Here is a 245-nt window from a genome sequence, read left to right on the forward strand (position 1 = left end):
CTCATTACCGAGCACATCAAGCTTGTCATCGGAGAGGAATGGGATTTGCGCAGAAAGCATGCGCAGACCGCAGCTGCGCGGATCTTATATGCCGATCGCGATGGCACCCTCGATTGGATCGACGGCGCGCTGAAGTATTCCTTCGGCCTGAGCAAGGCTTGGGGAAGCGGCGATGACGTGGCCGATGCGGTCTCGGTAATCGCGCGTCCTGATGATCGGCGCCTTTGATTTAACATAGAATTTGG

1 pseudogene is annotated in these 245 nt (G+C 56.3%); it reads left to right on the forward strand.

Annotated features, from left to right (window positions below):
* Window positions 1-228 (forward strand): annotated as a pseudogene (locus FNJ47_RS48065) (hypothetical protein); the annotation flags it as partial.
* Window positions 229-245: the final 17 nt, after the last annotated feature.

Source organism: Bradyrhizobium uaiense (assembly GCF_010811875.1).
Taxonomy (GTDB): Bacteria; Pseudomonadota; Alphaproteobacteria; order Rhizobiales; family Xanthobacteraceae; genus Bradyrhizobium; species Bradyrhizobium uaiense.